A 23,093-nucleotide genomic window follows, 5' to 3' on the forward strand; every position below is an offset into this window, starting at 1 on the left:
GCATAAACAAATGTATAATTTTTACATATAGTTTGTATTTATTTACATTAAAGTATGTATATTAAATACATAAAATAATAATATATTCTCTTGAAAGATGTATTTTTCTGGAAATTTTAGATATACTGCACTTGAGTTTATAGAATTTTGTAAATAAAAAGGCATTTATTTATTTGACGCAGAAAATCCGTATACATCGATAGATGTAGATGATATTCTTTTTGAGATGTTTGATATAGACAAAGCAGAACTGAAATTAGAACGATAAGCTCTTCTAAATAGTTTCAATACTTAGGATAAGAAGATGTCAAAAAAAATTAAACATGGATTTAAGGGATTCGAAGAACTGCTCTCCAAAAAGATATTTTGAAAATTACAAAAAATGTATAACACATAAAGGTTAAAGGTATGTATGAAATCCCAATATGAATGATAATTTTCTATATTGCTGCTGCAGTTGTCGTCTCAGTCCAACAGGTGGCATTTATATTACCCAGAAAGGAAAAGTAAATGATGCCATATGGTGAAGCACATGTAGCTGAGCAACATTCTCTTCATCTTAAAAATGCTGTTTGGAAACAAAATATTCAAATACACCCCAAACCAAAACGCATGAATCGTGAAGATGCTGCTAAGTACTACAACGTAAAACTATTTACTTACTGGTTAAATCAACTAGATGACAGCTTACCCCCTATTCAAAAAGAAACAAATAATAAGTTTATATATGTTCGGACACACGGACAGACATAATCTGGTTAAAGGAGAAAATGATGAGAGCAATTAAAACACCTAGTAAAGAAGAAGTAAAAGAATTAAATAAACAGCATATAGAGTCACTTAAAATAGTAAAAAAAGAGATTGAGTCAATGCTTATTGTACCAAGTATAATGGCCCTAAAAATCAAGACAACAAATTAGAGAGATTATATTTCTAAATGTTAAAATTTTCATACGATAAAAAATTTAATATACTCTAGGTTTTGGAGAAAATTACACTGTTATAAATGTTGTTTGATTAAGAGATGAATTTTGGAACAAATCTTTTATTACTCCAAAACCTATAATTTCTTAATCAAAAGGTATTTATATGGAAAAAATTATATTCTCATTAGTCACATTAGTTTCTGCTGAATTGTATGAAGGGAAAGGAATAGAGTTAGGTGGATTTAACTTGGATCATTCATATCAATGGAATTGTAATCAATTAAAAGAAAAATTCCCAAAAGAATATAAAGAAGAAAAACATTCGGATTACCATGAAAGTTGTAATTCTAAATTTGTGTTCATTAGTAGAAAAAATCCAACTGATGATGTAAAAAGAATTAAGATTAATCCAAAATACTTCCGACTTCTCGATATAACAGGGGTTGACTTAGCACAGAAGTTAATAGATAGTAAAAGTTGGTTACCTACATTAAAAAAATGTATATGAAGATGGTTCTGAAAGTTACAAATATCATAGTAGTAAATTAGAATTTTCAATTACGGTCAATCAATATTTTATTTGGCTATGGAAAGAAAAGAAATTAATACTTAAAAAATCTTATGAAATGTAGATCAGTTTTGATGAAGATTGTAGATTTTGGAACTTTCTCTAAGTTTCAAACTAAATTGTTGAACTATGATATAATTTTAATGACTATCAGTTACTGACACAAAACTCTGAACAGTCTCCAATCTCCATTATCTAAAAATTTTTATTAGTATATCTCCACACCATAGATATTTGCTTGGGGAAACTTTTTACCTAGCTCTATAGCAATATTTCCCGTTCCAGATGAAAGATCTAGTATATGAATATCTTCACCATCAATACTAATCTTTTCTACTATCCCTTTAACTGAGATCATAAACTGTTTGTTCGTATCATACTCTTGTGCAACTATGTTCTGTGCTTTTCAATTTTATTCTCCTACTTTTTTTGAAGTATCATACACCATCTCATAGTAATAATTACCATTAAATTTAAACTTTTTGATTACTTCCAATCCAAGTTTCCTTTTATGCGCTTCGTATGACCTAGGGTTTATTTTATTTACAAATGTAACAAGAATAGGATAACGCTGAGACATCTCTTCTCGTGCAAAATCAAATATATTTTCTAATACACCAGTTGAACGTACACTTTTGTCAATACAAATAGGTCCATACTGATAAGAGTTTATAGTGCTAAGTGTTTGATTTAAGTATGTTAAATTAGCCAAGTCTTTTATCATATGAGCAAACATAGGCCACTTAGACCAAAAATCCCACGAAGCTGCCATAACATAAGCAAGTACTTCACCATTTTTTATCCCAATAAAAAGACCCTGTTCTTGATTTATCAAGTCACTTAATTGCTCTACTGTAAATGCAGTTGTTACAAAACCATCTTTTTTATCTTCTTCTTTTATAGAATCCACTTGGTATCTAAAGTGCAACTCTAAAACATTATCTATATCTTCTAATTGTGCTAATCTATACTCCAACTTTTATCCTTTAACTCTTCCATTTTGGTTCAAATGGAACTCTTGTTCCATCATTTGTAGTGTGTTCTTCAAGTGAATTTTCCTTCGTCTGAACAACAATATATATCATTATATCTTTAGAAGAATTACGGATACCTCGAATTCCCTCTGGTGTAACCTTTACTACACTGCCTTCTTTTATTTCCATACATTCGCCATCAACTTGAAAAAAGCCAAATCCTTTTAAAATAATATATACTTCTTCATTTTTTCGATGAATGTGAAAATAAGGTTGCTCAGATTCAGGAGGGAGGGAATTGAAAGAAATCTCTGATCCTGTAGATTGTATAGCATCTTTTAAAAATACTTTCCCTTCTATCTCTTGTTTATTAACAGGGTGAATTAATGAATACTCCATTAACTCTTCTAAATTACCAAGATTAACTGCACTATAATTGATATTTTCGGCTAATTTTTCTATTTCTTTCATATGATTTTCCTTTGTAATTTCATCATCTCTATTGTTTCTTTATCCACATTTGTAGCCCTACTTTCTAAATGAGAGATTATCATATTAAACCTAGTCTCATCTAAATGTTGTCCAAATTTGAACTTTGCTCTTAACTCTTTTATTTCTATTTTTAATACTGCTGTGGCTTTTAGCATCTTCTCATATACAGCATCATTAAATGGTTTATACCCACCCTCAGGTTGTAGCTTTTGCATAAGAAGTGTTAAAGCTTTTACCTTCTCTTCTTTTTTTTCTACAATGTTTACTTCACCATCTATACTAATAGACTTAAAAAATTGCGTTGCAGGACAAGCCAACTCTTCAGTTGAACTAAAATAAGAAGCTATAAGAGAAAAACTCTCCACTATACTAAATGACACTTTAGGATGGGCTCTCAACATCTTCATTTTACGTCCATTTTGAGAGCCATGAAAATAAATCACTTTACCATCATATACAAAATTTACAGGAACACTATAAGGTACTTCACCATCACTTAATGCAAGCGTGCCGTATTCACTTTGTAACATCATTTTATCAATGATATTTTTATCTTTAATTTCAAATATCTGTTTCAAAATACTCCTTCTTTTGTTTTAATTATGATAATATACCACTTATCTGTACTTACTTCAAGTGACAAATTATTTACTATATACAAGGACAGTTTCATGTATCTCATAGACCAAAGCTCTAAAACAGCACTTCATATCCAGCTTTATGAAGAGATTAAAAATGACATTATTTTACATTGTAGTGTTGGAGATAAATTGCCTTCCATTAGAAAAGTGGCTTCAACATATAACCTGAGTAAGACTACTGTAGAATCCGCATACCGACAGCTTTATGCAGAGGGTTATGTAGATAGTATTCCTAAAAGTGGCTATGTAGTCATTGACACTTATTTTGATGGATTTGAGAGTACTCAGATAAATACTCCAACACTAGAAACTAAAAAAACCGAGTACAAATACGATTTCTTCCCTGCCCGGCTTTCAAAAGATTCTTTTCCTCTCAAGCTTTGGAAAAGACTTTTTGCCAAAGCAATTGATGACTCACTTGATTTTGGTGCCTACCATGATGGACAAGGTGAACTTGGTCTACGAAATGAAATTGCTAAATACATCATAAAATCACGTGGAGTTAAATGTACCCCCAAGCAGATTATAATCTGTGGTGGATTTAGTGACTCTATGGAACTCTTAGCAAAGATGGTTAAAAATAAATACTCAAACTTTGCGATAGAAAACCCAGGCTACCATATCGCTAGAAGTGTTTTTGAAGCATATGATTATAAAATAGATAAAATTGGAGTTCATACAAATGGCATTGATATTAATGCACTTGAATCATCAGATGCAAAATTAGTATATATCACTCCATCACACCAATATCCAACTGGTGTATCTATCCCCATTTCAAACCGACTAAAACTTTTGGAATGGGCAAAAAGGGAAGATGGGCTCATTATAGAAGATGATTATGATAGTGAACTAAGTTATATAAATCGCCCAATTCCATCGCTTCAAGGTTTAGATAAACATGACAAAGTTGTATATCTTGGTACATTTGCTAAGTCTCTTTCACCGGCACTGAGAGTAAGTTACATGGTTTTACCCCATCATCTTTTACCTACATACAAAGAAAATTTTGATTCTCACTTTCCAAGAGTAGCTCTCACAACACAAAAAACACTTGAACTGTTTATGGCTGAGGGACATTGGGAGAGACACCTAAGAAAGATACGCACTATAAATAAAAAGAAACACAATCTTATGAGAGATTTACTCAAACAAAAACTCGGAACCAGTATGAAGATTCTAAGTCAAGGCGCTGGACTATCCATACTCATACACCCAACAATCCCATTTGATTTAGATAAACTCAAAAACTTAGCAGAAGAATCAAAATTAAAAATCTACTTTGCAAAAGAGAGATCAGGCGGAGACTTTGAAGCGATCAGAATGGGATTTGGTGGGTTTAGTGAAGAGGAAATTGTTTTGGCTGTTGAGGCTTTTGTTGGGGTTTGGAAGGAAGTTCTAAGTAATTAATACTTCCCAGCTATTTTTTATTTAGTCTTTCATGCAAACAATTAAATTCTTTAAGAAATAAAGTTTTATTTATTACACTAGTAGATTTAATTAATAAAATATATGTAGAAAAAGCAAATATAAATTCATCATAATTATTAGCATTAAAACTTAATATTTCTTCTTTTTCATAAATACCAATACAAAAATTTATCGAGGGTATTTTTAAACTATAGTTCGCTTCAAAAAAAATAGTTTTACTTGTTTTCAATTCATCCATGTCAGAAGTAAACTCCATCTCTTGAAAGTAGGAAAAACTAAGGATAAACCATTCAATTGAATTTATCAAAGAAAAAGTCAAATCATAAAAAGTATCAAGTTCCTCTTTATCTGGTAAATAATATTTATGCTCAATATTATTTCTAATAGTATTTAATTTTTTAAATGACTCTTGAGTTAATAACCCGAGGTTATCCAAAAAATCTAGTTTTTTAGGAATATTATGTGAGTATGATCGATTCGTATCCAAACCTAAAACAAATAATAAAACGTCAAGCTGACATTCTAATGCTCTTTTTAAATGACCCACTGTATTAATTATACTAGATTTAGTATCATAAATATTATCTTTATCTACAAAACTTAAATAGTCATGGGGCATTAAATCATAAGGAGGAAGGTTTATATTAGAACCTCCTGAACCACCCATTTCTAAAGTTTCAAAATAGGTATTTAAATACTTGGAGAGTTTGTCAGCTTCATTCATCCTTATCCTACCTTTTCAATGTAAAAGTTAATCGAAAAGCTTATTCTACCATTTTCTTAATCTTCACAGCCTTCTCAAAATGATCTAACTTATGGGTTAGTATCCACCACTTGGCTACTTCCATTAACAACTCTGGGTCATCATTTTTGTTTGCGAAAAATGCATAAAAAGACAAACCTACATTTGAGCCTTTCATTTCTATTTTTTTGTTACAAACTTCGATGATTTTGTTTTTAAAAGATTCTCTCATTTCTAATCTTATCAATAAAATTCTTCAACATGTTAAACAGTTTCTTACTTAAGGCATAATACTTTTCATGACACCAGCAATTAACTCTCTTATAAAAGCAAAAATTCCGTACAAACTACATGAATATACACATGATAATTCAAATACTTCCTATGGATTAGAAGCTGCTAGTAAAATGAATGTAGATGAGAAAAGAGTTTTTAAAACAATCGTTGTCAGTTTAAGTAACTCAAAACTAGCAGTAGGGATTATCCCTGTGACATCAATGCTCAGTATGAAACTTATAGCAAAATCATTAAACGTAAAAAAAGCGAGTATGGCAGATGCTTTAGATGTAGAACGTTCAACTGGATATATTTTAGGTGGAGTTAGTCCATTAGGACAAAAAAGAAAACTTCAGACTATAGTAGACAGTTCCGCGCAAGAGTTTTCTACTATCTATGTAAGTGCAGGTCAAAGAGGTTTGGAACTTGAAATTAGTCCACATGACTTATGTAAACTGACTGATGGGGTTTTTGACACTATTACGTTATAATTTATTTAAATTACTATAGAGTAGGATTTAAACTTATAGACTTTCGCATCGAAGGAACTGCTTTCGATGAAGATACGATAGAAAAAATAAATAAGAAAACAGATTTAGGTGCTAGGCTACGAGAGCTAAAATCTTTTCATCAAGAGGGTCTCATCAATGATGAAGAGTATTAGAAACGATATTGACCTTTATTTATTTGACCTTCGATATTGAATTAATTCATTTTCTTCTACTTTAAACTTCGTAAGTCAGACGGAGTAAAATGCTTTTCTTTATACTCTTCTAGTTTTCCATTTGCATCCATCTTGAGCATCCACTCCTTGATAGAGTCTCTGTCTCCTTTATACTCCATATATGGAACTGACTCTCCACAGCTAGACTCTACAGCATAGATTGCAAATTTAAAAAAGTTTCTTACAAACTCTTTTTTTTCATTATACAATTCCAGATACTTTTCATATTCACTCGATTCTTCATCAATTATCTCAGCCTTGCAAAAAATTCGAAGTATGTTAGCTTTCCCTTCAAAAGCATTAAAAACTAAAGTAAATTCGCCCTTGTTAACTGCGTCACGATACGTTCTATTTCCACTTCCTGGATGATTCATAAAAAGTATATGGCTTTCATCTAAAATGCGAATACTATCATAGCCTTTAGGTGAAAGGTTTACTTCACCAACGGAGGAGCTTGCGAGATAAAATAGTTTTTGCTTTTGTATAAATTCTCTATCTTTTTGTGTTAATTTTTTGTACTGTTTACTCATATATTTATCCTTTATCTTTTAATCGAACTTTACTTTGCAATCTTTCTTAAAATAAACCTAGCCCCATCAGCATAAGAATTATCTAAATTCAAAGTATAACCATTACTTTTGGCCAAATTACTTGCTATTGAAAGTCCTAATCCAAAACCATTTTTTTCTCTGTTTCTACTCTCATCTAAACCAAAAAATGGTTCAAATATTGTCTGAGAAAATTGAGAATCTATACCAATCCCAGTATCCTCAACTATGATATTTTCATCTTTTACTTTTGTTATGATGGAACCATTTTTCGTATACTTACTAGCATTATGTAAAAGGTTAATTAAAATCTTCTTTAAAGCTATACGATTAAACATTATAGTTTCAGTTTCATCAATCTCACACTTAAGTTCTACTCCCTTTGAAACACGAAGAAGAGGGCAAACCTCGCTAGAGAGAAACTCTTTTAGGTAAATGAGTTCTTGTTTATTACGTAGAATCTCTTTTGATTGGATATATCCAATCACTTCAGAAGTCAGTTCATTGAGGTATGCAGTTTCTCTTTTTAGTATTGTAGTCACTTTAGGGATTTCTTCAAATGTAACTAACCCATCATCTAACTCTTCTAAATACCCATTTATTATAGTGAGTGGCGTTTTAATATCATGAGAAAGAGACTTGATAATTGTGCTTAAGTTTTCATTATTTAGTTGGAGTTTGTCATTACTCTCTTGAAGTAACTTTGTTTGTTCAATGACTTTAGCTTCTGAAATCGAATGTGCATTTACCATAAAGTCAGCCATCCTATTTACAGATGTAGCAAGTACTCCTAATTCATCTTTTGTAGATACTTCAATCCGCTCATCTAATTGTCCATTTGAGATGTTAGATGTAATCCTCACTATCCTTTTAATGACTTTGATGATGTTATGTGAGATTAGTAAACTAGCCAGAATTATAAAGACAACACTTATAAATAAAATAATAAATTGGTAGTTTTTTATCGTATCAATAGGTTCCATGAGTTCTTTCATATCTTTTTTAACCACGATGACCGATTCTAATGCCTTGTTATAATGCAGTGATAATACAACAGGAGTTTTTCTATAATCCAGAGCTTTTTTAATTGTTTGGTGCTTAGTATTTGCTAAAGAAATTTGATTTGATATGTAGTTATTAAAATCTTTATTTGTGCAGTACATAGGATAAGCAGAGAACTTTAATGGAGTAAAGAGTATAAGTTTATTGCCATTTTTACTACCCATAAAAATTTCACCAGTTCTACCAATTTCTATATTTTTTGTAAGTATTTGATTAAGGTAAGTTAGCTTTATGATAAATATAGATGTCCCAATGAGTTTACCATCTTTTAAGATAGGGGCACTCAAGTACAATAAAGGAGTTGTTTTGTCATTAAGATAAAGCAGTCTTATCTCTTGAGTAGGTTTTGTCATAGTACGAATATCTTGAATAAAACTATTATCTGAAGTTACTTCTTTTAACTTTGAAGCGATTATATTGGTGTTAGCATCTAAAATAACGATGTCAATAATATCTTCTTCTTTTGAATATGCAAATTCAAGTATATCTTCAACTATTTTTTTAATTTCTGTGCTCTTGGTTTTGTCATACTCTGCGAGTTTGTCATAGAGATACATACGAGTGTTAAAAAGTTCTAGCTTATCCTGCATCTGTTGAATGTATAAATCAACTTTATCTTCAGTAATGCTTCCTATCGATTCAAGTTGTTCAAAAGAGGTTTTTTTAATGTACTCTTCTACATAGTGTATGTAGAGATAACTAATAGTAGTTATGGCAAAAAATACCATAGATAGTAATGGCAGTAGTATTTTGTATTTGATACTCAATTATGTCCTTTAGTTTTCATACAGTGTAAAGCCCATTCCCCTTACTGTTTTAACTAACTCTACATCTGTAAAAGTAGCTATTTTCTTTCGTAAAGTGTATATATGAGTTCTTACTCCATCTCTATCAATATTTCCAAGGTCTTCATTATAGAGTATTTGAGACAATTCATCTTTAGAAAATATTTTTATAGGATTACTAAATAGTGTTTCAAAAATCATATACTCACTTGGCGTTAATACTAAATGTTTGTTATCAATAAAAAATCTTTGCAAGGATATGTTATGTTGTACAATATTTTTAAATTTCATATTTGAATTTAACATTTCAAATCTTCTTTGTAATAAAGAAGCAATCTTTAAAGCAAGGAGCTTAGGTAAAAAAGGTTTAGCAATGTAATCATCTGCCCCTAAGCTGTATGCATTTTCTTTACTTTCACTCAAATCCAAAGCACTGACAATGACAATTAGAGTACTTTTGTTCTCTTTTCTAAGCTCTTTACAAATAGTTAAACCATCAACTTCGGGTAACATTAGATCTAAAGAAACTAAGTCAAACTCTTGAGTTTTCACTAAGTGGAGAGCTTTCTCTCCACTTAAAGCAACTGTGATTTCATACTTATCTTTATCTAAACGATTAGAAATCAAGTTAACTATATCTTGTTCATCTTCAACTATGAGTATTTTATATTTCATTTATTTAAAAGTTGACTGCATATTTGTAAAGAGATAATCATTATTTTTTACGATGCTATGACAGCTAACACATCCTTTCGTTCCTTTCTTCCAACTCTCAAACTTATCCCCTTTTTTGATAAACCTTGCATAACCCCAGTTATCTCCATCAGCGTTAAAGTTTTTAGAATCTTTCACCATATATTCCACTCTTTGGATTTCATCTGATTCTAATGCACTAGGAAAAAGTGGCATCTTTTTAACGGACCAACCTATTTTTACGATTTTACTTCCCTCTGGCATAACCTTGGCTTTAGCTTTTAAAGCATTATACCCTACAGGGTTTGCTAAAATATAACGCAACTCATTCTTATCTGTTCTAAAGTGAGTAGCAACAATCTTATAGTCCTGATAACCATCTATCATTTTAAATGACAAATTATTATCTGGCATTATCAATTGAGGTAATTCTGTGTCATAACTTTTGTATATATCACTTGCAAAAAGTGAACCTATTAGTAAACTAGCCATAATTAATACTTTCATCTTTACTCCAATTAAAATTTTCTATTTATGTTAAAACCAAGGTGTACTTTGTCACTATTGGTTCCTAAAGACATCGTTCTTGGATCCATGCTTGTAGAGTTTGTTGCCATTATCTCAAAGTGGTGTCCGTATGTTTGATACTTAATTCCATAAGCATATGAATTATACTTTTTTGAAATACCCTCAATTCTATCTACTTGTGGATAATACTCTCCAAGTAAAGATAATTTCTCAGTGAAAGTTAAAAAAGATATGAAATTATCAGCATTTAAATCAACTCCATACCCTAGTATTTCATGTTGATAGTAGGCATCATATCCAACATTAGCAGTAAATCTTAAATGGTCAAAATAGTTTGCTGTTTGTAGTGATACAATAGCTTGATAACTCTTGTCATATACATCTAGCCCTTTTTCAAGTCTAAAACCATTAACTCTCACACCCATCTTTATCCACTTAAAATCACGAGAGTACTCAAGACCAACACCATAAGCACTCTGATCTCTTGTATGATCAACTCCAAGAACTAAATTATCAACAAGTGCATACTTTAGTACCAAGTGCATATTGCCACCAACATCAGTACCAAAAAACTTATCTAAATCATTGATTTCACCAAAAAATCTATGTCGAATTCCAAAAGATCCTTCTCCTTTTTTAAGAACATTGGGTGAATCTAAACTTAATTGTCCAGCTTCAAACGCCATTACTCCTTCGCTCATAAGAGCGATGAAGATAAGTAATAATAATTTTTTCATACTATTTTACTTTTTGAGTGTAGCAACAAATGCACTTAGATTGATAATAGCCTCATCAGATAAGCCACTTGAAACACCAACCATTGCTGCATGTCTATTGTTAGGATTACCATTATCTCTCATATCTTTGAGTTTTTGGTCTATAAGTACAGCATCTCCATACTTTGCAATTACATTATCAACTCCAAGTGGTGGTGTTTGACCATCCGCACCATGACAGCTTGAACATTTTGCAGGGTCTGTGAAAATCACTTTGCCTTTTGAAGCAGCTTCTGCTGTATAGATAGAAGGAAAACTAGGAGTAGGCACACTAGCAGATACTTTTTGAGCAGACACCTCAACTAAATGCCATACACCTTTTACCCAGTCACCTTTTGTTTCACCTGAAGTTTCATTGTCTGGAGTAAAGTAATAAAGAGGTTTCCCTTTATATGCTGTTTGCTCTAAAACTCCAGGTTTTGATTTACTCTCATCGCGTGATATTGTTGTGAAGTCTGAAATATTCATTCCGCTTGGTACACCAGATAGAGTTTCTGCATAATATACAGGCCATATATCTTCACACATACCATAACAATTACTTGTGCTATTTGTATCGTTATCATAAGTATATAAGGCTCTTCCCGTATCATCTGTTAAGTATGTTTGAATCATATTTTCTTGTGCTGAAGAAAATTGAGTTTGAGCATCATTTGTATCTATAGGAGCATAGAGAAGATGCCATATATCTTTAACATTATCTCCTTTAACATCTCCAGATACAGCGTCATTTATAAAAAAATACATTGGGTGTTGTCTAAAGGCAAGATGACTTGAGGTAGTGTCAAAGACTTCTATATCAGTACTTTGAGTATTACCTCCAGTAAAGATAGGCCAAATTTCTCTACATGCAGCATCACAGTTACTTACATTTAACGTATCTTTATCGAAAGTGTAAAGAGACAGTCCACTAGCCACATCTGTTAAGTAACTCACTTCCCTTTGAAGAGAACCTATTGTTTTTGTTGTTGCGGGTTTGTATCCATCAGTACCAGAATCATAAGTATCTGAACATCCTACAATGAGAAAGCTAGTTACCGACGCAACTGCTAAGTTTAAGATTTTTTTCATTTTATTTCTCCATTTTTATTTTCAAAATGGAGTTTATGAAGTGTTTGTCAAGATAGTGTGAAGATGGAGTGGAAGAGTTTGTTAACCAGCTCTCATTTTTAGAATCTCGGCAATGTTGATATTTTGAGAGTATTTAACAAACGCTTCGCTTTGTTCTTCTACTGCATACATCGTCATTCTATCCGCTAACTCATTTCCTTCAAAACCAGCATGGGCTTTGATGTGAGAAAGCTCTACATCTTTTTTAATGGAGTTATATAAAAAATAAGCTTTTTTTATAATTTCTAAATTCTTGATTTCTCCACCTTTTTTAGTCCAGCCTTTTTTCTCCCAAGATATTGCCCATTGTTTTATACAGTTGATTGAGTACATTGAATCACATTTGATATGTACTCTATTTCCAGCTTGAGATTCTTTTTGGGCAAGAACAAGAGATTGGTGAAGTGCTCCAAGTTCTGCTGTGTTATTTGTTCCCATTCTTTCATACAAGCCATACCAAAGCGCATCAAGTTTATCGTTTCTATAAACAGCTATTCCAGAACCAGCTTTCCCAGGATTTGGAGTACAACCACCATCACAATAGATAGTTACATCGCCATTAGTACTAGAAACACTTGGAGTAGGTACAGTTTTTTCTGTTTTTACTACACCAACATCTTCTTTTCGAAATTTTTGTAAAGCTTTATAATTTTTGATGATTCTTTCGCGTGCTACTTTTGCTTTTATACCACCGATCAACACAAAAAGTTCTGCTCTTGCATCCGAGAGTTCTTTACCTAAAGCTAGTTCTCTAAACTCTAATTTTTCATTTTCTTCAAGCCCAAGTAAAATAAGTTGAGAATCATTTATTTCTGAACCCTCATTTACACCCAAATCTAGTAATTTATCTGTAACTATTTGCATCTTTTTCCAGTGTATACCCTCAAGGGGTAGCTAGTAATTTTTGCTAAATTATAGTCATTCTTGGCTTAAGAAAGAGGGTCTACTATGAGTGCTTTGTCTTTTTTGGTTAGTTTAGAAACCACTAAGTCATATGATTCATCTATCATATCTATTAGTATTTCATCCTTCATTTCACCATTGAGTATAATGGTGTTCCAGTGTTTTTTATTCATATGGTATCCAGCTATAACACACTCATAAATATCTCTATATCCTAAGGCATCATCTGGTAAGCATTTGAGATTTATATTTAGAAATCCTTCTTTAAAAACTACAAGCGCGAACATTTTATTCATGACTTTATATACAGCAACATCTTCACCAAATGGAAACTCTTTAACTGAAGCGCGCTTTGATAAAAGAACTTTTTCTAAGTCTAGGTCTATCATCATATCTCCTATGCTGAAAAAAGTTTGTTTTCTAATTCTAAGAGTTTTTTCTTTAAAGGAAGTCCACCTGCATACCCTGTTAAACTTCCATCACTACCTATGATTCTGTGACAAGGTATGATTATCGCTATAGCATTAGCAACTGCTCTCACAGCTTTTTCATTTCCTATGGCGCGAGAGAGTTCTAAATAACTTGCTATTTTCCATAAGGAATTTTTAGTAGTCCTTCCCAAACATTTTTTTGAAACTCTGTACCCACCATCAAAAGAGGAATCTCAAATTCTCTACGTTTCATTGAAAAATACTCATCTAGCTGATGTCGTGTTTCTTTTAAAATTTCACTGTCTTTTTCAATGTACTCGGCATTGAGAAGTTTTTTTATTCTACCATCAACTGTATCTCTCATTTTTCTATAACGGTAATCAAGCATACAAAGTTTACCATTGTAGGAACCCATAATAAACTCAACGGAAGCAATTTTATAATATTGTATATTTATTTGATTCATCGTATTCTCTCTTTGAACTAAAAGTATATATCCTTATATAACTAATTTTATCTCACAATTCATTTATAAAATGTATATTTTGCATTTTGTCATATTATTTACTTATACTATCTAGAAACTTAATTCGATTATCTTTAAGCGCACCTGTACTTTTACCTATAGTACCCCGTGATACAATATAGGATATAATCTCATTACGATAAATTAAACCTGTATTTTGCATACTAAATTGTGTTAAATCGTATCCTATTGAATTTCCTGGATGACTTGCCCCTACACTTTCTCCTTTCCAAAACTCAAATCCAGAAGCTATATATGAACTAAATGCCACTTTAAATACATCACTTAATTGTGATTCAATAGAATTTCCTTTAATATTTATATCTGATGCTATTACTGATCTTGTAACCTCATCATAAGATACAGAGTATGTTAAGTCTTTTGAAAAATGTAAAAATCCCCATGATATATATCCTGAAGTACTAAAAGTGCCTCCATTAATACTATTTTCAGCAGGTAACAATAATCTTGTAACATTACTTTGTATCATTTCTTTAATCTCTAACCCACTCATTTGAGTTAAAAAAATCGCATCAGCAAAAGGCATCACACCATACCAATCTTGAAAAGTTAAGTTTGGCTTATCTTCCACTCCAGAAGAGACACCCGAAGCATTAAACGCGGCCAAATCTATTCCTTCACCTTCACGTCCAGGAAAACTTTTACTTCGCTCTACAATAGCATCATTCATAAAGTTTGCTATTGTAGACTCACCAACGTATCTATCAGCTAAAGTGGACGCTAAAGACATATTTTCTTCATAATTTACTGTTGCTAAAGTCTCTGCAAGCTTACCTGAGAGCTTTGCTAAAATTGGATCTGTAATATTTGTCTTGAAGTTGAGATCTATATCAGCATCAATCTCATTCACCAAAGGATTATGTTTAGTATCTCTATCATCACGTTTCTTAATTGTATGTAGCTTTACCTTATCATGTGTTATTTTTGTTTTATCTGTTTCATATGTAAGTGTTGCAGATATTTCACCAAAGTAACTTCCATTTCCACCTGCTTGAGTGATTAAAACACCATCCACAACATTTTCAATATCTAATTGATCCTTATTCAATACTGTATGTGAGTGACCACCAATTATTATGACTGGTTTAGATGTTAAAGTAACTGCTAATTGTGCAATATCAATATCAGCAACTTCTGCATCATGACGTATCTGACCAGATTCTCCACCGTAACCCAAATGAGAAAGTATTAATACTACATCACTTGAAGATGCTATAAGAGGTAGCATTCTTGTGAGGGCTTGTGATGGGCTAGTTACAACTCTATTAGGATCTTCTTCTGTCATTGATGCTGTTTCATTCGGTGTTGTAAGCCCTATCATTCCAACTCGCAGTCCTTTATTTACAGCTATCATTGCAGGTGAATAATGTTCCTTTGTTAGGTATTTTGATCCAGCTACATTAGCACTTAAAAGAGGCATGTTCGCTGATTGTTCTACAGAATGTTTTAATAACTCTCCACCCTTATCTAACTCATGATTTCCTATTGTAACAGCACTGAATCCAAGAGCCGAATACATCTCATATGCTGCATCCGTTACAAAACTATCAACACCAAATCCACGTAATTCATCAAGAACATTTCCTGTATGATCATCACCGGCCGATAGTAAGAAAATTGACTCATTACTCTCAGCTGAGGCTACTGCTTCTTTATATACTTTGGCAATTTGTGCAAGCCTATTTGTATCACCTTTACTTTGACTAGGGTCAACAGTATGATTATGCATATCATTAATATGAAAGATCTTTATTTTATGTGTAGCACTCTGTGAGTTATCTTGATCAATAATACTCTGTTCTTGAGTTCCATCACCTATAATAGAGTCATATTCATATAAAGATGGTACTGCATCTACCATATATATCGCTTCAATATCACTGTTTGCATTTACAACACCCTTACGAAGTATCATACTCTTTTCATTTGTATCTGTAGCGTTGTTACTACATGCTGTCAATAGAAGTGCCCCAGATGTGGCTGCTGATATACTTAAAAACTTACGTCTCTTCATTTTCTAATCCTTATATTTTATATAAGAAAACTATAACTGAAGAGTATTGCACAACCCTATCAAAACTATTATTTATCATACTTTAATACGATAGTAAAAGAAACTCCTTCCTCATTATTACAAACTTGTAACAAACCATTGTTATGCTCTTCAACCATTATTTTCGACATATAAAGACCTAAACCTGTTCCGTTCTTTTTATTTTTAGTAGAAAAATATGGATTGAAAATATTCGGAATTATTGATTCTGCTATACCGCCACCATTATCTGATATTACTACAAGAACTTTATCTTGCTCATTCTTCGTTAAAATATGTATTTCAGGATTTAAAACCTTTTTTTCTACAAAATTATCTTCAGAATTTTTCAATATATTTAATATAACTTGTATTAATTCATTTTGATATATGTATAATGATTGATTAGAATGAAAGTTTGTAAGTATCTTTATCCCTTCTTTTTTCATTGAAACTTCTATCAACTGAAGCGCTTTTTTGATTGGAGAAAGAACGCTCACTAATTCTTTTTTATTATTTGGTTTAAAAAAATTTTTGAAGTCATCTATAGTAATAGACAAGAATTGTACATATTCATTTATTTTTAGGTACTTGCCTTCAACTTCTTCAATATACTTTGTTACTTCACCCTGCTTTGTAAAATCTACCCTCTTACTCTTAAGTTGTAATTGTAATGTAATAATAGAACTTCCAATTGCACCTAAAGGTTGTCTCCACTGATGTGCTATCATAGACAACATCTCACCCATCAAAGCTAATTTAGATTGTTGTTGTAATAAAAGATTTTTTTTTCTGTTTTCTTCGACAGTTTGGCTTATCCGCTCTTCAAGTGTGTTATTCAAATCTACTTGTTTTGCATATATTTCATTAAATGAATAGGCCAACTCTGAAAGCTCATTCTTTTCACTTAAAATTTTTTCATCTTCTATTCTCTTCCATTGTCGTATATTATTTAATATTTTTTTAAAAGGTTGCACAAATGTATTATTTAAGAAAATAAAAAAAACAAGTATAAAGATAAATGATACCACCAATGTCAAATAAAACAATAATTTCAAATCATACAGCTTCTCCTCAAAGAGTGTGACATCAAGCTTTGTTTTTAATACATAGTTTTTCATTTTACTATCAGATATTTTCACATCCATAAGATAGGTATAAAAGATACTATAGTGATTCTCTCCTTCCTCATAAGAATAATTATATGTTTTATTATCTTGTGATACCTGTCGAACAATAGCTAGTTCTTCTTCATTTGAATTAATATTTTGAGTTAAATACTCTTGTTTAGAAATATTTTTAATCTCTTCATTGTTCGTAATATTAACAATATACTTTCCATAGTTTGAAAATAAATCAACCTCTTTAATAATGGAATTCTCTAAATCAAATTGATAGAGTATTGCTTTCATTTTACTAGCAACTTCATCAAAGAAACTGACTTCTAAGATAATCTTCTTTTTCTCATCAAGTGTCGCATAACTGTAGATAGTATACTTTTTATTTAATACATCAAAAGAAGGTGTCTTAGCAAGAAAAATATCTCTTGGATTTTTACGAGCTTGATCTAAATACTCTCTTGCACCTAAAAAATTTGTCATATCTAAATTCAAATCTTTATCGTCTGTTGTCTTATATATAATGTTATCTTCATTGATAAGATATAAGTGCGTTAAAAGAAAGCCCGAGGAATATTTTTTATTTAATTCTTCTCTTACCTGCTCTAAATTGAATTCTTTATGCGTCTTAAGTATCTCAAGCGCTTCTCCGTGAATCTCTTCATACATTGAGTACTTATCAATCATTACTTTATATACTGTTGTTTCAATTTTTTTAATATCTGATTTGATAGTGTTAATTGCACTTTGAATTGAATAGTTTATAAACTTCTGATAATTCATTTTTTGCATGTAGTAATTAGTATATACTATCGCTATCATAAATGTTGCAACAATAATTAAAATAAATACTAATCTTGCTTGTAACGTGTTAAATTTTATCATATAAAAAAACAATTTTACTTTTAAAAAACAAGTCTATAGCCCATGCCATAAATATTTTCAATTCTTTGAGTAGGTATCTTTTTTCTAAATCTCGAAATCAGTAAAATTAGTGAGTTCGCAGGTGTTAAATATGGCTCATCCCATAAAGTATTTAAAATTGTCTCATTATTTGTAACTTTTGTCTTATTGTTAACAAATAATTCCATTAGTAAAATCTCTTTTTGTGTAAGTTTAATATTACCTTGTTGGTTAAAAAGTGAGTTTTTCTCTGTATTCCAAAATAAATTTTTATTTAATTGAATAATTTTATTATCAATACTTTTAACAGCATAACTCACTTTTTTTTTGACGGTATTATGAATTACCTCAAATATCTTATTGTAATCAATAGGTTTCATTAAGAAATGTTCTACACCTATGTTTATGAGATTAATAAGATAGTGAGATTCATTATGAGCAGATATGACAACAATTGACTGATCTATATTTTGTAAATAAATATATTTTGAGAGCTCTACTCCATCGAGTTTTGGCATGTTTATATCAGTAAGAACAATATCATAATATTTTTCATTTTTTTCATAAAAACAAGTATACTTTTCAATAGCATCTTCACCATTATTAGCTATATCTACGCTCTCAAAAAAATACTTTAATAATTCTACTGTTTCCTTTTGGAAATCAATATCATCTTCAACATATAGTACTTTTAGCTCTTTAGTTAAATCGTACAATTCATTATAATCAAGCATATTTCCCATCCTGTATAAATTTTTAACAGGAGTATACTTACAAAATATTACTAATTCATTACATTTTGATACTCATGGAACAATCGTTTGGATAATTGCACCCAAGTCTAGTAAATTATCAGTAACTATTTGCATTTTTTTTCAGTTTTTACAAGTTAACTTTACGTAACCCTAATTACGGGAATTTCGCTTTGCACTTTATAGCGAAATCCAACACCCCAATAACCCAAACCTGAGGTTACATACAAAAGTGTTTTATTATGCGTGTAGAGACCTCGGAAATATGGCTGTACGAGTCGAACAAGGTAATTAAAAGGAAATACTTGACCACCATGTGTATGACCGCTAAGCTGAATGTCTATACGTGTATCTTTTATGTGAGAGATATCTTTTGGTTGGTGCGCTAAAAGTAATGTGAACATATCTTTATCAAGTGATGCATATAACTCTTTTATCGGTCTTTTTATCCCCTTAGCAAAACTGTATCTATCGCTTATCCCTACCAGCTGTATATTTTCTCCGTTTATATTTAACTTCACCACATCATTATCTAAACATATAACGCCATTATCTTCTAAAGTTTTTTTTAAAGGCACAGAACCATAAAAAATATCATGGTTTCCAGTTACATAATACGTAGGAGCATCGAAATTTTTAAAAACTTGGAGTTGTTCTAGAATATTTTTAGATGGTGTTTGGATTATATCGCCAGTGAAAACTACTAAGTCAGGGGAAAGCGCATTGATTTTTTCTACTAAAGATTTTAAGTAATCAAGTTTTACTTTTTTATGGAGGTGAAGATCTGAGAGTTGTACGATTTTAAGAGAAGAGATAGAATGAGAAAAAGCCCTGGGCTTGAGCTCTATCTCTTTAAATGGAAAGTATTTAAAGCCTACTTGAAGTGACAAGGTTTTATTTTTCTAAGTTTACTTTTACTTGAACTAACCAAGCATCTAGTCCAGCTTTTAGATTTTTCAACTCTAAGTCATCACCCGTAATAAAAATCTTTTCATCTTTAAGTATCGTTAAGTTACGTGCAACTACTTTACCTGTCTCAGAATCTACAAGACGCATTTCCCCAAGTAAACGAACGAACTCATACATGTAAGCATTAAAAGAAACTACATCTAATCCCATAGCGATTGGTGAAAGTTGATTCCATTCTTTGTCATCAAAGTGTACTTCTACTGCTGAAATTGCACTCTCTAAACTAAGAGTATCTTTTCCTTTCTTATTTGCTATGCTATATCCTGACTCACTGATTATTTTTGCGTATTGATGATTTAAATACATCGCAATATCTTTATACATCTTTTTTTGTGATGCAGTTTGTTTATCTACAGTAATTGCTGGAACAACATGAACCGGAGCTATTTGGATTTTTGTATAATTTTTTAAACTTTTGTTTGCTGGAGATTTTTGTGCTTCTAGAGTTTCATAGTTTTTGAAAAAGCCAGTATTTACAGCTGGTCCCTCTTTTTTACTAGAACATCCACTCATCATTACTGCCAAACCAAGAACCACACTTGTCAATACTGTTTGTAATTTCATCTTAAAACCTTTTATTTATTTGAGTTGATTATAGTCTAGCTTATTAAACAAGTATTAAACTCTTACTCGATCTTCTAACGCTCTAGTAAGTGAGAGTAAATCAATGTTTTCTAAACTTACCCCGGTAGGTACGCCTTGGGCTATTTTAGTAAAACTTATGTCTAAAGCACTTAACTTATCTTCTATGTAAAGTATGAGTGCATCATTGGCAATAGAAGGAGTAATTGCAAACACAACTTCTGTAATACCATTGTTCGCAACCTCAACAAGATGAGAAATAGAAAACTCATCAAGTGCTTCTAAAACAAAGTAGCGTCCATCAAAGAGTCCATTTTCTTCAAGTAAGAGTATATCTTTGGCATTCTCTACTATACAAAGAAGTGTGTCATCACGTCTTTCATCACAACAAATCGCACATAATTCATCTTCGCTCATTCCGCCACACTTAGTACATTTTTTAAGTGATCCAAGCGCATCTTCAATCGCGTGTGAAATCTTTAAACCTACATAGCTGTCGTCCATAACCATGAAGTACGCTAGTCTTGTTGCTGATTTTTTTCCTATAGTCGGTAAATCTTGAAGAGCATCTACGAGACGATTAAATTTATCTAAATTATTCATAATTACCTTATATTTTTTGGAAGTAGTATCCAAAGTTTTAGAGGGGACTTTAATTCACCTGCTGTGTTCCTAGCATCTTGACCAAAACCTAAAAACATGTCTGCACGAACAGCTCCCTTGATCGCACCACCAGTATCCTGAGCTAAAACAATTTTACCGACATTCTCATCTTTTATCTTTGCATTAAGATACAACATACTGCCAAGTGGAATATAACGTCTATCAACTGCTATAGAGCGAGAAGCTGTTAAACAAAGTCCTAAAGATCCTGATGCTGGACTGTCATCTTGTTTAAAATATACTACAGACTTATTATAATTCAAAATCTCATCTATACGTGAAGGATTCGCATCTAACCAAGCACGAATAGTTTGAAGAGAAACCTCTTCTATGCTTAGTCCGCCAATTGATACAAGGTACTTTCCAATGGAGCTGTATTTATGTCCATTTTGATTGTCATACGCTATAAAAATTGTTTTACCACTTTCTAGCTTCACTCGTCCAGAACCCTGCACTTCTAAAAAAAACAAATCTATCTTTGAATCCGTATAACAAATCACATCTGCAGGAATATGCTCAGAAGCACTACGACTTCTTTCATGGTAAGGAACAAGTCTATTGCCTTTTACTTTACCTCGAAGTCTTAAATTTTTTAGCTCTGGGTAGATAGAACTTAAATCCACTGTTATTAAATCTCTGGGAGTTGTGTAAATTGGGTATTGGTATCTTTTTGTTTTTACCAAGGAACCGTTTAGCTCTGGTTCATAATAGCCAGTCAGTAGACCTTTACCTTTACCTTTACCTTTACCACTTTCACTATTTATCTCATAAGGTATAAACTCGCTTTCTATAAACTTTTTAGAATCTTTTGCATTGTGTGCTTTTTCACATAAACCTGGGTATATATTTTGGGTTTTATCACTCACACAAGAGTTAGTAAAATTATCTAATGCCTCATCATAATTTTCTTTCTCCCAATGGGGAATATTTTTAAAATCACTTGAAACAAGATGAGTTTTTGGAAGGGAGTCAAATAGGACTTGTGCGACTTGAGGTTCTTTGGAACAGCCTAAAAATAGCGATAAGAAGAAACTTAAAATTAATATATTTTTCATTGAATTTATTATACTTAAACAATGAGAATAAAGATACTAATACACTCATAATTATTTTTAAAATCAGCTTGAAGTAATTCTATTCTAGTGTTAATAAATAGTATATTGAGTGTTGTTCCTTCCTGTACCTTTCGCTTTATAGAGTGCATCGTCGGCAATCTTAATAATTTCAGAGACTGAATTAGGCATATTTTTTATTACGGCGATACCTATACTAACAGTGACATATTTAGAAGTATTAGATTTTTCATGAGACAACTTTAGTTGTTTTAAATTTTTATGAATATTATCAGTAATTTGCATTGCTCCATATTCATCTGTTTGAGGGAGAATTATAGCAAATTCTTCCCCTCCATATCTCGCTACTAAATCTCCAGAGCGAATACTAGAACTAGAAAGAACTTGAGCAACTTTACTAAGAGTTTCGTCACCTTTTTGATGACCATAGTTATCGTTATATGGCTTAAAGAAATCTATATCGCAAATGATTAATGAAAGAGGTTTATTCGTTCTGATAAGACGAGAATACTCTTTTTCTAAATAATCATCGAAACTTCTACGGTTATTTAAACCAGTTAGAGCATCTGTTGTTGCTAATAAATCAAGTTTCTCAACTACTTGTTCAAGCTCTATATTCTTCCTATTCAAATCGTTTGTTCTTTCAACGACTTTTTTTTCTAAATTCTCATAGATAAGCGCATTATCAATTGATATTACAATCTGGCTACTTAAGTGTTTGAGCAACTCTAACCTATCTTTAGTAAATACAGAAGGAATATCATTATTTTCGAGATAAATAATACCTTTTGATTTACCCTGAAATTGTAATGGTATACACAAAACGGATTTTACTTTTCGCTTT

General features: G+C 31.4%; 29 protein-coding genes. 5 read left to right on the top strand and 24 right to left on the bottom strand.

Translation table 11 applies throughout. From position 1 onward, the window contains the following. Positions 1-510 precede the first annotated feature (510 nt). From ACI9TV_RS11940 to ACI9TV_RS11950, 3 genes are all read left to right on the top strand, one after another. Positions 511-753, top strand: coding sequence for a hypothetical protein (locus ACI9TV_RS11940; RefSeq protein ID WP_415251034.1), 243 nt, complete (start codon positions 511-513; stop codon positions 751-753). A gap of 20 nt (positions 754-773) precedes the next feature. After that, entirely contained in the window at positions 774-920 is a 147-nt protein-coding gene (locus tag ACI9TV_RS11945; protein ID WP_415251035.1) for a hypothetical protein, read from the top strand. A 169-nt stretch (positions 921-1,089) separates the two neighbouring features. Then, positions 1,090-1,434 carry a hypothetical protein gene (locus ACI9TV_RS11950; protein ID WP_415251036.1) on the top strand — a complete coding sequence of 115 codons (345 nt, stop codon included), beginning with the start codon at positions 1,090-1,092 and terminating at the stop codon, positions 1,432-1,434. Positions 1,435-1,702: 268 nt separating this feature from the next. Here ACI9TV_RS11950 and ACI9TV_RS11955 read toward each other — a convergent pair whose 3' ends face one another. The 4 genes from ACI9TV_RS11955 to ACI9TV_RS11970 are packed head-to-tail and all read right to left on the bottom strand — an operon-like array spanning position 1,703 to position 3,538. After that, on the bottom strand, positions 1,703-1,852 hold the full coding sequence (locus ACI9TV_RS11955) for a hypothetical protein (protein WP_415251037.1): 150 nt from the start codon (positions 1,850-1,852) through the stop codon (positions 1,703-1,705). Positions 1,853-1,906: 54 nt separating this feature from the next. After that, entirely contained in the window at positions 1,907-2,470 is a 564-nt protein-coding gene (locus ACI9TV_RS11960) for a GNAT family acetyltransferase (protein WP_415251038.1), read from the bottom strand. A gap of 10 nt (positions 2,471-2,480) precedes the next feature. Further along, positions 2,481-2,939, bottom strand: a complete 459-nt coding sequence (locus tag ACI9TV_RS11965) for a cupin domain-containing protein (protein WP_415251039.1) — start codon at positions 2,937-2,939, stop codon at positions 2,481-2,483. Continuing rightward, on the bottom strand, positions 2,936-3,538 hold the full coding sequence (locus tag ACI9TV_RS11970) for a pyridoxamine 5'-phosphate oxidase family protein (protein ID WP_415251040.1): 603 nt from the start codon (positions 3,536-3,538) through the stop codon (positions 2,936-2,938). The genes ACI9TV_RS11965 and ACI9TV_RS11970 overlap by 4 nt, the downstream gene beginning before the upstream one ends. 93 nt (positions 3,539-3,631) lie before the next feature. Between ACI9TV_RS11970 and ACI9TV_RS11975 the strand changes: the two genes are divergently transcribed. Continuing rightward, positions 3,632-5,011 (top strand): PLP-dependent aminotransferase family protein, encoded by a 1,380-nt coding sequence (locus ACI9TV_RS11975; protein ID WP_415251041.1) that lies wholly within the window; start codon positions 3,632-3,634, stop codon positions 5,009-5,011. A 10-nt stretch (positions 5,012-5,021) separates the two neighbouring features. Here ACI9TV_RS11975 and ACI9TV_RS11980 read toward each other — a convergent pair whose 3' ends face one another. Both ACI9TV_RS11980 and ACI9TV_RS11985 read right to left on the bottom strand, forming a co-directional pair. Beyond that, positions 5,022-5,756: a hypothetical protein gene (locus ACI9TV_RS11980; RefSeq protein ID WP_415251042.1), complete on the bottom strand. Its 735-nt coding sequence runs from the start codon at positions 5,754-5,756 to the stop codon at positions 5,022-5,024. 40 nt (positions 5,757-5,796) lie between these two features. After that, the gene (locus tag ACI9TV_RS11985; protein WP_415251043.1) at positions 5,797-6,021 is read right to left on the bottom strand and encodes a DUF6500 family protein; all 225 of its coding nucleotides are present in this window, start codon (positions 6,019-6,021) and stop codon (positions 5,797-5,799) included. 52 nt (positions 6,022-6,073) lie between these two features. On the opposite strand from ACI9TV_RS11985, the gene ybaK reads away from it, so the two are divergent. Further along, entirely contained in the window at positions 6,074-6,541 is a 468-nt protein-coding gene (gene ybaK, locus ACI9TV_RS11990; RefSeq protein WP_415251044.1) for a Cys-tRNA(Pro) deacylase, read from the top strand. A 229-nt stretch (positions 6,542-6,770) separates the two neighbouring features. Here the strand turns inward: ybaK and ACI9TV_RS11995 are convergent, their stop codons facing one another. The 18 genes from ACI9TV_RS11995 to ACI9TV_RS12080 form a co-directional block, all read right to left on the bottom strand. After that, positions 6,771-7,304 (bottom strand): pyridoxamine 5'-phosphate oxidase family protein, encoded by a 534-nt coding sequence (locus tag ACI9TV_RS11995; protein WP_415251045.1) that lies wholly within the window; start codon positions 7,302-7,304, stop codon positions 6,771-6,773. Between the two features lie 29 nt (positions 7,305-7,333). Further along, the gene (locus ACI9TV_RS12000) at positions 7,334-9,151 is read right to left on the bottom strand and encodes a sensor histidine kinase (protein WP_415251046.1); all 1,818 of its coding nucleotides are present in this window, start codon (positions 9,149-9,151) and stop codon (positions 7,334-7,336) included. Positions 9,152-9,160: 9 nt separating this feature from the next. Then, entirely contained in the window at positions 9,161-9,844 is a 684-nt protein-coding gene (locus tag ACI9TV_RS12005) for a response regulator transcription factor (RefSeq protein ID WP_415251047.1), read from the bottom strand. Continuing rightward, the gene (locus ACI9TV_RS12010; protein ID WP_415251048.1) at positions 9,845-10,369 is read right to left on the bottom strand and encodes a cytochrome P460 family protein; all 525 of its coding nucleotides are present in this window, start codon (positions 10,367-10,369) and stop codon (positions 9,845-9,847) included. Positions 10,370-10,380: 11 nt separating this feature from the next. After that, the gene (locus tag ACI9TV_RS12015; RefSeq protein WP_415251049.1) at positions 10,381-11,127 is read right to left on the bottom strand and encodes a DUF5777 family beta-barrel protein; all 747 of its coding nucleotides are present in this window, start codon (positions 11,125-11,127) and stop codon (positions 10,381-10,383) included. Between the two features lie 6 nt (positions 11,128-11,133). Then, positions 11,134-12,237, bottom strand: coding sequence for a c-type cytochrome (locus tag ACI9TV_RS12020; protein WP_415251050.1), 1,104 nt, complete (start codon positions 12,235-12,237; stop codon positions 11,134-11,136). An 81-nt stretch (positions 12,238-12,318) separates the two neighbouring features. Continuing rightward, positions 12,319-13,140: a ribonuclease HI gene (locus tag ACI9TV_RS12025; RefSeq protein ID WP_415251051.1), complete on the bottom strand. Its 822-nt coding sequence runs from the start codon at positions 13,138-13,140 to the stop codon at positions 12,319-12,321. 65 nt (positions 13,141-13,205) lie between these two features. Then, entirely contained in the window at positions 13,206-13,568 is a 363-nt protein-coding gene (locus ACI9TV_RS12030; RefSeq protein WP_415251052.1) for an MmcQ/YjbR family DNA-binding protein, read from the bottom strand. Positions 13,569-13,576: 8 nt separating this feature from the next. After that, positions 13,577-13,801: a methylated-DNA--[protein]-cysteine S-methyltransferase gene (locus tag ACI9TV_RS12035; RefSeq protein ID WP_415251053.1), complete on the bottom strand. Its 225-nt coding sequence runs from the start codon at positions 13,799-13,801 to the stop codon at positions 13,577-13,579. After that, entirely contained in the window at positions 13,765-14,076 is a 312-nt protein-coding gene (locus ACI9TV_RS12040) for a methylated-DNA--[protein]-cysteine S-methyltransferase (protein WP_415251054.1), read from the bottom strand. The genes ACI9TV_RS12035 and ACI9TV_RS12040 overlap by 37 nt, the downstream gene beginning before the upstream one ends. Positions 14,077-14,170: 94 nt before the next feature. After that, positions 14,171-16,171 carry a bifunctional metallophosphatase/5'-nucleotidase gene (locus tag ACI9TV_RS12045; protein ID WP_415251055.1) on the bottom strand — a complete coding sequence of 667 codons (2,001 nt, stop codon included), beginning with the start codon at positions 16,169-16,171 and terminating at the stop codon, positions 14,171-14,173. Between the two features lie 68 nt (positions 16,172-16,239). Next, on the bottom strand, positions 16,240-18,192 hold the full coding sequence (locus ACI9TV_RS12050; RefSeq protein WP_415251056.1) for a sensor histidine kinase: 1,953 nt from the start codon (positions 18,190-18,192) through the stop codon (positions 16,240-16,242). A gap of 20 nt (positions 18,193-18,212) precedes the next feature. After that, positions 18,213-18,944, bottom strand: a complete 732-nt coding sequence (locus ACI9TV_RS12055; protein WP_415251057.1) for a response regulator transcription factor — start codon at positions 18,942-18,944, stop codon at positions 18,213-18,215. A gap of 161 nt (positions 18,945-19,105) precedes the next feature. After that, entirely contained in the window at positions 19,106-19,852 is a 747-nt protein-coding gene (locus tag ACI9TV_RS12060) for a metallophosphoesterase (RefSeq protein ID WP_415251058.1), read from the bottom strand. Positions 19,853-19,856: 4 nt separating this feature from the next. Then, on the bottom strand, positions 19,857-20,495 hold the full coding sequence (locus ACI9TV_RS12065) for a DUF3313 family protein (RefSeq protein WP_415251059.1): 639 nt from the start codon (positions 20,493-20,495) through the stop codon (positions 19,857-19,859). 54 nt (positions 20,496-20,549) lie between these two features. After that, entirely contained in the window at positions 20,550-21,116 is a 567-nt protein-coding gene (recR, locus tag ACI9TV_RS12070; RefSeq protein ID WP_415251060.1) for a recombination mediator RecR, read from the bottom strand. 2 nt (positions 21,117-21,118) lie between these two features. Beyond that, positions 21,119-22,231 carry a murein transglycosylase A gene (locus ACI9TV_RS12075; protein WP_415251061.1) on the bottom strand — a complete coding sequence of 371 codons (1,113 nt, stop codon included), beginning with the start codon at positions 22,229-22,231 and terminating at the stop codon, positions 21,119-21,121. Positions 22,232-22,321: 90 nt separating this feature from the next. Continuing rightward, positions 22,322-23,093, bottom strand: a 772-nt coding sequence (locus tag ACI9TV_RS12080; protein WP_415251062.1) for a sensor domain-containing diguanylate cyclase, incomplete at its 5' end; no start/stop codon positions are given.

It is taken from the genome of Sulfurimonas sp., from assembly GCF_047622445.1.
Lineage (GTDB): Bacteria > Campylobacterota > Campylobacteria > Campylobacterales > Sulfurimonadaceae > Sulfurimonas.